Origin of the sequence: Streptomyces sp. CC53 (assembly GCF_001865245.1) — a bacterium.
In the GTDB taxonomy this organism is placed as follows: Bacteria; Actinomycetota; Actinomycetes; order Streptomycetales; family Streptomycetaceae; genus Streptomyces.
Window position 1 is genome coordinate 36621 of sequence record NZ_MKXB01000084.1, and the last position, 11374, is coordinate 47994.

Genomic DNA, 11374 nt, shown 5'->3' on the forward strand with positions numbered 1-11374 from the left:
GGCGCCCGCTCGACGTGGCGCAGCACCGCCCGGCAGGCAGGACGGCCGAGGCCGGCACCCCGCGCGCCGGCGAACCGTGCCGGGGCGGCCCGGAGGGGCATGGCAGGGGCAGGCAGACCGGTCAGGATTCGAGAAGCGCGGGCAGCGGTGCCGTCCGTAGCGTGAGGGGCATGGAATCCCTCGCCTCCCTGACCCTGGAGGTGGCCGACGTCGAGGCCGCCGACCGCTTCTACACCGCCTTCGGTCTGCGCGACCGGATCCACCTGCGCGCCTCGGACGCCCCGACGAGCGGTTTCCGCGGCTACACGCTGGGGCTCACCGTGGCGCAGCCGGCGGACGTCGACCTCCTGGTCGGCACGGCCCTCGACGCCGGCGCCACGTCGCTCAAGCGGCTCGCGAAGTCGATGTGGGGCTACGGCGGTGTCGTGCAGGCCCCGGACGGGACGATCTGGAAGGTCGCCACCTCGGCGAAGAAGAACACCGGGCCGGCCACCGGGCACATCGACGAGTTCGTGCTGCTGATCGGCGTCGTGGACCCCACCGCCAGCAAGCGCTTCTACGTCGGGCACGGCCTGACCGTGGCGAAGGGCTTCGGCCGGGTGTACACCGAGTTCGCCGCCGAGGCCGGGGCCGTCAAGCTGGCCCTCTACCGGCGCCGCGCCCTCGCCAAGGACCTCGGCGTGTCCCCCGACGGCAGCGGATCGCACCGCCTCGTGATCGGGGGCAGCACCGGCGCGTCGTTCACCGACCCCGACGGTTTCCCGTGGGAGGCCGCGAAGGCGGCGCCGGTCCGCTGACCGCGCGGCCCGGTGTCCCGGCCACAGGCCCCGCGCCTTACGGCACCGGCGGGCACCGGTGGCGCCCCGCACCGAGGAGCCCGACCGGGGCTGGCCCCGCCGCCCCGGGCGGCCGCGCCGCGACGACCGGGCCCGAGGGCCCTGCCGGGGCAGGCCCGGCGGCCGGAGGAGCCGGCGCCACGGCCGCTCCGGGCACCCCACCCCTCCCCCTCGTCACCGGTCGCGCGTTCGAGTTCCGACCGTCCGGGCGACGCGGCGACATCCGGCCTGGCCTTTCTCGTGCAAGCACATGAGAGGTTCATCGATCTCCTACTACAGTCGTGCCATTCCCGGGGTGGGGACCGGAGGCCGGGTGCGCGGGCCGCGCAGTCGCAGGGAGGGGGCCGGTAGCGCGATGAGTCGTCGCTCCAGCGGTTTGATCGGTGCCTGGGCCGAGGCCCAGCGGCAGCAGCAGCGGCAGCGGGAGTCGGAGCGCCGGGCGCACGAACAGCAGCAGCGGGAGCAAGAGCGGCGCCGACGCGCGTACGAACGCGATCTGGCCAGGACGCACCGCGAGCAGCAGGCCGCGTACCGCCAGCACCGCGAGGCGGACGCCCGACGCCGGACCGACGAACTGGACGCCCGGGTCGCGGCCCTGCAGTCGCTGCTGGCCACCGGGTGCCGCGCTCCCGCGTTCCGCGCCGCGACGATGACGCACCCGGAGCAGGTCGAGCCGTTCGCGCCCGGGCCGCTCGCCGAGCCCGTGCGCATGCCGCAGCCGCACGAGTACCAGCCGCAGGGCAGCTGGGGCTTCGGCGGGGGACGGCGCGCCCAGGAGGAGGCGCGGGCGCGGTTCGAGCGGGACTGGCAGGCCGCGCAGGCGGCGGAGGCCCAGCGCCAGGCGCAGCTGGCCGCCTACCGGCAGCAGTACGACGCCTGGGCGCAGGCCCGGCTCGCGGAGATCCGCCGCCACAACGCCGGTGTCGCCGAGCTGGCGGCGGCGGTCCGCGCCGGCTCTCCCGAGGCGGCGGTGGAGTACTTCTCCGCCGCGCTGTCGTCGTCGTCCTCCTGGCCCGACGGCCTGCCGCGCCAGTTCTCCGCCGCGTACGACGCCGCGGCCCGGCAGTTGGTGCTCGACTGGGAGCTGCCCCGGTACGACATCGTCCCGGAGGCGAAGTCCGTCCGGTACATGCCCTCGACCGACCAGGACAAGGAGACCGCGCGGCCGGTCACCCAACGCAGGGCGCTGTACCGGGACGTGCTGGCGCAGTGCGTACTGCTGGCCCTCAACGACCTTTTCGCAGCCGACGAGTTCGGCAGCCTGGACTCCGTCGCGCTGAACGGGTTCGTCGACGACCACGACCCGGTGACGGGCCGGCGCACACAGATCTTCCTCGCCACGGCGCTGGTGTCCCGGTCGGCTTTCGAGGGGCTGCACCTGGAGCAGGTGAATGCGGTGGACTGCCTGGTGGACGGGGTGCGCGGGCAGCTGTCGGCCCGCCCGGACCAGCGGACGGCGATCCGGCCGGGCCGCAGGCCCGACGAGGTGGGCTCGGACGTGGTCTCGCAGGACGACGACGAGCCGGACCTGTACGCGATGGACCCCGTGGCCTTCGAGTCGCTCGTCGCGGACCTGTTCCGGGCGATGGGGATGCGGGCCGTGACGACACAGCGCTCGAACGACGGGGGCGTGGACGTCGAGGCCGTGGACCCCACGCCCATCCGGGGCGGCAAGATCGTCGTACAGGTGAAGCGCTACCGGCAGACCGTGCCGCCGACGGCGGTCCGCGACCTGTACGGCACGATGCAGGACGCCGGGGCGAACAAGGGCGTGCTGGTGACGACCTCCCGCTTCGGCCCCGGGTCGCACACCTTCGCGCAGGGCAAGCCGCTGGAGCTGGTGTCCGGTGCCGAGCTGGTCGGCCTGCTGCACCGCCACGGCCTGCGGGGCCGGCTGGGCGACGGCACCGGCACCGGCTCGGGGTCCGGCACCGGTACCGGTTGCGGCACCGGCTCCGCGGAACCGGCCGGGGCCGGCGGGCCGCCCGCGCCTTCCGGCGGGCCGGACGGCGACCGCAACGTGCTCGGCATGTTCTGGACCGGGTCAGCGGCCCTCGACGTGTGCGCCCTGGTCTGCGAGGGCCGGCGGGTCCTCGGTGAGGACTACTTCGTGTTCTTCAACAACCCGGCGACCCCGGACGGCGCCGTCCGCACGGCGGAGCCGTCCGGAGGGGACAGGGCCGCCCTGCACGTCGCGTTCGACGCACTGCCCCGCCGGGCCGACCGGCTCGTCCTGGTCGCCGCCGTCGACCCGGGGGCCGACCCGGACGGCGACCTGTCCGGGTTCACCGGCGCGGGCATCCGGCTGCTGGACGCCTCCGGAGCCGAGATCGACCGGTTGACCGTGTCGGACGGGCGCCCCGGGGAGACGGCCCTCGTCCTCGGCTCGTTCCGCAGGCGGGCGGGCGGCGACTGGGACTTCGTCACGGGCGGCAGGGGCTACCCCGGGGGCCTGGAGGCCCTCGTGCAGGACCACGGAGTGGAAGTGGCCTGACACCCGGCAGCGTTCAAGGCCGCTGCCGGGCCGGCGGACCGGCGCCGGCGGGCCCGCGGGGCCCGCTGACCCCTGCGGGGCCGGGCCGGCGGCCGACGGGTCAGGTCGCGGCGACGGGACCGGGGGGCGGTCCCACGAGCTCCTCCAGGACGTCCTCCATCGTGACGAAGCCGATGACGGTGCCCTTGTTGCCGGTGACCGCCGCCAGGTGGGTGCCGGCCGCGCGCATCGCGGTCATCGTGTCGTCCAGCGGGGTGTCCAGGGCGACCTTGGTGACCGGGTGCAGGGTGTTGCGCGGGAACGGCTTCGTCCGGTCGGCGGCGCCCAGGGCGTCCTTGATGTGCAGGTAGCCGAGGATCGTGGCGCCCGGCCCGGTGACCGGCAGGCGGGAGAAGCCGTGGACGGCCGCGGTGCGCTCCAGCTCCTGCGGGGTCGTCGCATGGCCGACGGTCACCATGCGGTTCAGCGGCACCATGACCTCGCCCACCGGACGGGTGCCCAGTTCGAGGGCGTCGCGCAGCCGGTCGCCGTCCTCGGGGTCGAGGAGGCCCGCCTCGCTGGAGTCCTTCACCAGGCGGACGAGCTGGTCGTCGGTGTAGACCGAGGACACCTCGTCCTTCGGCTCGACCTTCATCAGGCGGAGGATCGCGTTGGCGAAGGCGTTGATGCCGAAGATGACCGGGCGCAGGGCGCGGGTGAGGGCGACGAGCGGCGGGCCGAGGAGCAGGGCCGTGGGCGCGGGCGCGGCCAGGGCGATGTTCTTCGGGACCATCTCGCCGACCAGCATGTGCAGGTAGGTCGCCAGGGTCAGGGCGATGACGAAGGCGATGGGGTGGATGAGCCCCTCCGGCACGCCGGCGGCCTGGAACGGCGGTTCCAGCAGGTGCGCGATGGCCGGTTCGGCCACGGCGCCCAGGATCAGGGAGGAGACGGTGATGCCGAGCTGGGCGGTCGCCATCATCGCCGACAGGTGCTCCAGCCCCCACAGGGTGGTCCGGGCGCGGCGGTTGCCCTTGAGGGCGGCCGGCTCGATCTGGCTGCGGCGTACCGAGATCAGGGCGAACTCGGCGCCGACGAAGAACGCGTTGGTGAGGAGGGTGAGCGCGCCGATCAGCAACTGCAGGGTGGTCATCGGACGGCCTCCTCGCTCAGCGCGGTGAGCGGCTCGGCGGCCTCGGGGGCCGGGCCGGTGACGCGCACGCGGTCGGCGCGGTGGTGCTCGACGTGCAGCACGGCGAGCTGCCAGCCGTCGATGTCCAGACGGTCGGTCACGGTGGGGATGCGCTCCAGGCGGGTGGCGATCAGGCCGGCCAGCGTCTCGTACGGGCCGTCGGGGGCGGTGAAGCCGATCTCCCTGAGCTGGTCGAGGCGGACGCTGCCGTCGGCGTGCCAGACACGGCGGCCGTCGGCGGCGGGCTCGCTCTCGGCGAGGTCGGGGGTCTCGTGCGGGTCGTGCTCGTCGCGGACCTCGCCGACGACCTCCTCCACGATGTCCTCGACCGTGGCGACGCCGGCGGTGCCGCCGTACTCGTCGACGACCACGGCCATGGTGCGCGCCTCGCGCAGCCGGCCCAGCAGCTTGTCGACCGGCAGGGAGTGCGGGACGAGGAGCGGCGTGGTGGCGAGGTCGGCGATCGGGGTCAGGCGCCGCTTGTCCTCGTCGAGCGCCAGCACGTCGCGGATGTGGACGGTCCCCACGACCTCGTCGAGGGAGTCGCGGTAGACGGGGAACCGGGACAGGCCGGTGGCCAGGGTGAGGTTCGCGGCGTCGGCCGCCGTGGCGTGGATCTCCAGCGCCTTGACGTCGACGCGGGGTGTCATCACGTTCTCGGCGGTGAGCTCGCCCAGGTGCAGGGTGCGCACGAACAGCTCCGCGGAGTCCGCCTCGATGGCGCCCTCCCTCGCGGAGTGCTTCGCGAGCGCGACCAGCTCCTCGGGGGTACGGGCGGAGGCGAGCTCCTCGGCCGGTTCGAGGCCGAAGCGGCGGACGATGCGGTTCGCCGTGTTGTTCAGGTGGTGGATCAGCGGGCCGAACGCCGCCGTGAAGCCGCGCTGCGGCGTAGCGACGACCTTCGCCACGGCCAGCGGCCGGGAGATCGCCCAGTTCTTCGGCACCAGCTCGCCGACGACCATCAGCACGACCGTGGACGCGGCCACGCCGAGGAACGTCGCCAGGGACGACACGGCGGCGCCGGGCAGGCCGGCGGCCTCCAGCGGCCCGCGCAGCAGCACGGACACGGACGGCTCGGCGAGCATGCCGATGACCAGCGACGTCACGGTGATGCCGAGCTGGGCGCCGGACAGCTGGAAGGTGAGGCGCCGCACGGCCTTGAGGGCGCTTCCGGCACCGCGCTCACCGGCCTCGGCGGCGCGTTCCAGGTCGCCGCGCTCCACCGTGGTCAGCGAGAACTCGGCCGCGACGAAGACGGCGCAGGCCAGGGTGAGCGCGAGAGCGAGAAGCAGCAGGAGTACTTCGGTCACCGTGCCACCCCCCGTCCCCTGACGAGCGGACGGGATGCGGCACGGCCGGTACTGGGAGGTTCACCCATTGCGGGTCTGCTGCTCCTTCTCAGTGCGGAGGACCGCCGGCGGGCGGTCCTCGTGTGTGGTGTGTGGCGGGACGGCGTCCCGGACTGCCCATGGTAAAGGTGCGGCAAAGCATCCGGGAAGAGCCGTCGGCTCGTGGGTCTACGCCTGTGTAGAGAACGCGTCGGCCCCCCGTTGTGTTCCCCGGGATCCCTGCCCCACACGCCCGGCCCGGGCCCGCCCGCCGGTCGGGCAGCGGCCTGCCGGCCCCCGGCGGCAGGCACGGACCCCCGGGGGCGGGGCCCCGGACCCGCGGCGGCGGGCACGGGCACGCAGCGGCGGGTACGGGCCGGGGAGCGGGGGGACCCGCAGTGGCAGGCACGGACCCGCAGTGGCGGGCACGGGCACGAGCCGGTGGGCACTGGCCCGGGGCGGGCACAGGCCGGGAGCGGGCGGACCCGCAATGGCGGACGCGGACCCGCAGTGGCGGGCACGAGCACGAGCCGGCGGGAACTGGCTGGGGCGGGCACGGGCCGGGGACGAGTACAGGCCAAGGTCGGGCACAGGCCGGGGGCGGACACAGCCCGGGGACGGGCGGCAGCGGGGCGCGCGGCCCGCTTGCGTTCCGTGGCGCGGTGCGGGTGTCGCACGCCCCGGGTCCCCCGCACTGCGGCGGGGGACGCAGCCCCGGCCCAGCGGGCCGCACGGCGCGGCACCCCGCCGCCCACCCGGGGGTGCCCCCGCCGCAGGTGGCCGGATCCGTGACGTACACCGTCCGTTCACCGGGACCGCCCCCACGGCAGGGCATCCGGGCCTATGCTTCTACATACGTGTAGATGAGCGGCGGTACGGAGCGTCAGAAAGCGTGTCCGACAGGCTCGTTGGCCTGGCTTCCTACCGCCCCGTGACCTGTGGGAGGGGCTTCGTGGCTTCGGTGGATCTGGACAAGGTGCTGGACAAGGCGTGGGCGGACAAGAGCCTGCCGGAGATCCTCGCCGCGCCGGTGGGCGCGCTGAAGGGCGTCTCCGAGAAGGACGGCGAGCTGCTGGAGCAGGCCTTCGGCGTCAAGACGGTGGCCGACCTCGCCGATCTCAAGTACGTCCGCTGGGCCCAGGCCCTCGCCGCCCTCGACGCGGCGAAGTAGCACCTCCTGCGGGGCCGCCGCCGGTACGGGCGGCGGCCCCCTCTCCGTACGGCAACGCGCAACATGAAGGAGTGGACGCCACGATGGTGTTCAAGCGACTGCTCGGGTCGATCGGCATCGGCGGCCCCTCGGTGGACACGGTCCTCACGCCCGGAGCGGTCCGGCCGGGCGGCGCCCTCACCGGCGAGGTCCACCTGAAGGGCGGCAACGCCGACTTCGACATCGAGCACATCACCCTGGAACTCGTCGCCCGCGTCGAGGCGGAGCTGGAGGAAGGGGAGGCCGAGGGCGCCGTCGCCTTCGAGCGGTACACCGTCGCCGGTGGCTTCCGCCTCGCCGAGGGAGAGCAGCGCACCGTCCCCTTCAGCGTGACGCTGCCGTGGGAGACGCCGGTCAACGAGCTGCACGGGCAGCCCCTCGGCATCGTCCTCGGTGTGCGCACCGAACTCGGTGTGGCCGGCGCCAAGGACAAGGGCGACACGGACCCGCTCGCCGTGGGCCCCCTGCCGGTGCAGGAAGCCGTCCTGGAGGCGTTCGGGCAGCTCGGTTTCGGTTTCCGGTCGGCCGACCTGGAGTACGGCCACATCCGCGGCACCGGCCAGCAGCTGCCGTTCTACCAGGAGATCGAGATGGCCCCGGCGCCGCAGTACGCGCACCAGGTCAACGAGATCGAGGTCACCTTCCTCGCGCACGCCGGCGGCATGGAGGTCATCGTGGAGGCTGACAAGCGCGGCGGTTTCTTCTCCGGGGGGCACGACGCCCTGAACCGCTTCACCGTGAACCACGACGACGTGGCCCGCACCGACTGGAACGCGACGGTCGAGAGCTGGGTGCGCAGCCTCGTCGACCGCCACGGCGGCCACGCGGCGTACGGCTCACCCGGCGGGTACGGCCACGGCGACCCGTACGCCCACAAGAACGACCACCACGGGCACGACGGCCACCACGGCCACCGGTCCGGGCCGGGCATGGGCACGGCCGTCGCCGCCGGTGCGGCGGGGCTCGCGGTCGGCGTGGCGGGCGGTCTCGTCGCCGCCGAGATCGTGGACGAGGTCGGCGACTTCTTCGAAGGCGACGACGAGGGCGAAGAGGGCTGATCCGTCCCGGGTTCCCGCGCCCGTCGCGGGAACCCGGGACGCCGGACTGTCGGCACGCCCCCTTCTGGGTGGCCCCGCCCGCCTCGCGGGGCGGCCCCGTCCGGCGCGGGGCCGCCGGCACTCCGGTCGGCGGCCGGCCGCCGCCTGGGCGTCGCCGACGCCGGACGGCCGCTCCTGCCCGCGTCCCGTGACCGGACGGGCCCGGCCGCGTCAGAACGCGAGGACGGCGACCGTGCCGAGGTACAGCACGACCAGCAGGATCCCGTCGAAGCCGACGCGGAGCCAGCCCGTCTTCTGCCGCAGCAGCAGCCCGCCCAGCAGGACCGCCGTCATCACGATCGCGCTGCTCGTCAGGAACAGCTCCTGGCGGGCGGCTTCGTGGAAGAGCGAGCCGCCCCGGTAGAAGACGTCACCGACGACCAGGTTCAGGGCGTCCAGGCAGTTGCCGCCGACCACGGCGGCGATCGCCAGCGTCACGGCGCCCCGCCGCACGGCGGCGACCGAGGTCACGGTCTCCGGCAGCGCGTTCACCAGGCCCATCAGGACCGCCCCGACGAACCCGGCGCTGAGGTCGGTGTGCTCCAGGATGCCGGCGGCCGCCCGCGCCACCGCCCAGCCGCCGACGACGACCAGCCCGGCCGTCAGCGTGAACCTCCACCAGAGGCCCGAGGTCCGTACGCGCGCCTCCGGGGCGTCCTCGCCGGGGACGTCGGGGACGGTGTCGCGGGTGGGGACGGCCCGCCACAGGGGCTGCTCCTGCCGGCGGATCAGGCGCAGGCCGCCCAGGTAGAACGCCACCATCACCAGCGACGCGGGATGCACGCCCCCCAGGGTGACGTCGGGCCCGAGGGACGCCATGACGGCGATGCCCAGCAGGCCGATGAGCAGGCAGCCGAACAGCATGTTCCTCACGGAGGCGGCGGCGTGCTCCAGGTTCACCCCGCGCAGGAAGGCGTCCGCGACGGCGATGGCGACCGTCTGCGCGGCGATCCCGCCCACGGCGTTGCCGTACGCGAGCCGGGGCTGGTCCAGGCCCGCGCTGACTGCGGTCATCACGATCCCGGACAGCGAGGTGACCAGGCCGAACAGCACCGCGCCGAACAGCGCCTCCCCCCAGCCCGTCCGGTCGGCGAGGACGTCCCCGTACACGGCGAGCCGCACACTGCACACGACGGTCACGGACGTGGCCACGGCGAAGACCGCGAGGCTCCAGCCCAGCGGCCACAGCCCGGTCAGGAAATCGGTCACACGAGCCTCCGGCGTCTCCCGGGGAGCCCGGGACCGCGGGCGACCACGTCGACGCCCCGCCTGCCGGGCCGGTTCCGTAGCCGCTCATGCCCCCACCTTCCCAAAGCACTCCCGTGACCCGGCCCAGGACGCCGCCGACGGGCGCGGCGGGCCGACGGGCGTTGGGCAGCTGTGGCGGGGGACGCCGTCCGCGGCCCCGGGTCCGGCGCGCGGGCGGTGTGCGGGGTACGGGGGCTCCGGTCGGGCCGTCGGAGACCGGCGGGCAGGGGGTGCACGAGGTGCCCTCGGTGGACCGGTGCCGGAGAGCGGGCGGCAAGGTGCACGCCCCGTCCGGGTGCGCCGGAGTCACCGCCGCACGTGGCGCCAGGGAACCGCGGGACGCGGGTGGTGGGGTGCGGGCGCACGACGGTAAGCGGACGGGAAACAGCTGCCCCCGATGCGGTCAAGCCCGCGCCCGAGTGGGCCGGTTGCGGGTACTCCGGGGTGTGGAGGCGGTTTCGGCCAAGGGGGCGACATGGGTGACGGGAACGAGAGCCGCGGCCACGGGGCGGGGTGCCGGTGCGCGGCGGCGGACGACAAGGACCCGACGGCGTGTGAGGGTCCCCTGACGGCGGTGACCGTCGTGACGGCGGACGGCACGGAGATCACGGGCTGCGTGCGGCACAGCGCACGGCAGTTGGCCAGCCTCCAGGGGGCGCGGCTGCATCCGATGGCGGCGCTGCTGCCCTGGGCCGTGGACGTCTACTGCCGCGCCGCCGAACTGCCGCCGTTCGCCTGGCAGGTGGGCCTCTAGCGGCAGCGTGGGCCTTGGGTGCAGCCCTGCGGGTCCGCCCCGGAGGGCTGCACCGCAGGACAGGGCGGTACGGCGACGGGACGGTACGGCGACGGGACGGGCGTGGCGGGGAGGGCGCCGCGCGTGCGGCGTCGGCCGTGCGGCGTCGGCCGGCGGCGGTACGGGGGGCGCCGCCGGGCGCAGCGGCGGGCACGACGGGAGCGCGTCAGCCGATGACGGGGCGCTCCTCCGGCAGTTCGTAGCGCCGGGTGCGCTCCCGCAGGGCGAGCGCGGAGACCAGGGTGACCGGCCCCAGGCGGCCCACGAACATCAGCAGGACGGCGATCAGTTGGCCGGGGACCGGGAGCTGCGCGCTGACACCCGCGGACAGTCCGTTCACGCCGAACGCCGACACCGCTTCGAACAGCACCACCTCGAACGGCGCCTTCACCACCGTCATGAGGGCCAGGGACGCGGCGATGACGAAGCCGACGCCGAGCAGGGCCACGGTGAGGGCCTGGCGCAGGGCGTGCGGGGCGAGGCGGCGACCCATGATCGTGGAGTTGGGTTCGCCGCGCACCTCGGCGACCATCGCGGCGGCCAGCACGGCGAAGGTGGTGACCTTGATGCCGCCCGCCGTGCCCGCGCTGCCGCCGCCGATGAACATCAGCGCGCAGGTCATCAGCAGGGTCGCGTTCTCCAGGGCGCCGATGTCGATGGCGTTGAAGCCGCCGCTGCGGGTCATGACGGAGTGCACGAAGCCGTTGAGCAGCTTGTCCTCCCAGCTGAACTGGCCGAGCGTGCCGGGATTGCCCCATTCCAGGAGGCAGGTCAGCACGGTGCCGGTCACCAGCAGGCCGGCCGCCGTGAGGACGGTGAGCTTGGTGTGCAGGGACCAGCCGCGCCGCCCTCCCGAGCGGCGCCGGGTGCGGTGCCGCAGCAGTTCCAGCAGGACGGGGAAACCGATGCCGCCGAGCACCACGGCCACCGCTATGGGCAGCGTCACCAGCGGGTCCGTGGCATAGCGGGTGAGGCTGTCCGGCTGGAGGGCGAACCCGGCGTTGTTGAACGCGGACACCGAGTGGAAGAAGCCGTGGTAGACGGCGTCACCGATCGGCATGGCGTAGCCGAACCGGAAGCGCAGCGCCAGCACCGCCCAGACGGCCAGCTCGACGGCGGCCGTCGTCCCGGCGACGCCGAGCAGCACCTGCCGCACGTCCCCGATGCCGAGGCTCTTGGTCTCGGCCGCCGCCGTCA

Annotated in this window: 9 protein-coding genes; 5 read left to right on the forward strand and 4 right to left on the reverse strand. The window is 74.6% G+C overall.

The annotated features are described in order from the left end of the window. Positions 1 to 170: 170 nt before the first annotated feature. On the forward strand, positions 171 to 797 hold the full coding sequence (locus BJP40_RS07610; protein WP_071279646.1) for a glyoxalase: 627 nt from the start codon (positions 171 to 173) through the stop codon (positions 795 to 797). A 394-nt stretch (positions 798 to 1191) separates the two neighbouring features. Next, a complete protein-coding gene (locus tag BJP40_RS07615) occupies positions 1192 to 3330 on the forward strand; it encodes a restriction endonuclease (RefSeq protein ID WP_177204332.1) in 2139 nt (712 codons plus the stop codon). A 100-nt stretch (positions 3331 to 3430) separates the two neighbouring features. Here BJP40_RS07615 and BJP40_RS07620 read toward each other — a convergent pair whose 3' ends face one another. Both BJP40_RS07620 and BJP40_RS07625 read right to left on the reverse strand, forming a co-directional pair. Further along, on the reverse strand, positions 3431 to 4462 hold the full coding sequence (locus tag BJP40_RS07620) for a hemolysin family protein (protein WP_071265637.1): 1032 nt from the start codon (positions 4460 to 4462) through the stop codon (positions 3431 to 3433). After that, on the reverse strand, positions 4459 to 5811 hold the full coding sequence (locus tag BJP40_RS07625; RefSeq protein ID WP_071279650.1) for a hemolysin family protein: 1353 nt from the start codon (positions 5809 to 5811) through the stop codon (positions 4459 to 4461). The genes BJP40_RS07620 and BJP40_RS07625 overlap by 4 nt, the downstream gene beginning before the upstream one ends. A gap of 970 nt (positions 5812 to 6781) precedes the next feature. On the opposite strand from BJP40_RS07625, the gene BJP40_RS07630 reads away from it, so the two are divergent. Both BJP40_RS07630 and BJP40_RS07635 read left to right on the forward strand, forming a co-directional pair. Continuing rightward, positions 6782 to 7000 carry a hypothetical protein gene (locus BJP40_RS07630; RefSeq protein ID WP_071279651.1) on the forward strand — a complete coding sequence of 73 codons (219 nt, stop codon included), beginning with the start codon at positions 6782 to 6784 and terminating at the stop codon, positions 6998 to 7000. Between the two features lie 83 nt (positions 7001 to 7083). Further along, positions 7084 to 8097, forward strand: coding sequence for a sporulation protein (locus BJP40_RS07635; RefSeq protein WP_071279653.1), 1014 nt, complete (start codon positions 7084 to 7086; stop codon positions 8095 to 8097). A 210-nt stretch (positions 8098 to 8307) separates the two neighbouring features. On the opposite strand, the gene BJP40_RS07640 is transcribed toward BJP40_RS07635, so the two are convergent. After that, the gene (locus BJP40_RS07640) at positions 8308 to 9345 is read right to left on the reverse strand and encodes a sodium:calcium antiporter (protein WP_071279655.1); all 1038 of its coding nucleotides are present in this window, start codon (positions 9343 to 9345) and stop codon (positions 8308 to 8310) included. Positions 9346 to 9859: 514 nt separating this feature from the next. Here BJP40_RS07640 and BJP40_RS07645 point away from each other — a divergent pair. Continuing rightward, positions 9860 to 10138, forward strand: coding sequence for a hypothetical protein (locus BJP40_RS07645; RefSeq protein WP_071279657.1), 279 nt, complete (start codon positions 9860 to 9862; stop codon positions 10136 to 10138). A 205-nt stretch (positions 10139 to 10343) separates the two neighbouring features. Here BJP40_RS07645 and BJP40_RS07650 read toward each other — a convergent pair. Then, on the reverse strand, positions 10344 to 11374 hold a 1031-nt coding region (locus tag BJP40_RS07650; RefSeq protein ID WP_226962549.1), incomplete at its 5' end, for a potassium transporter TrkG.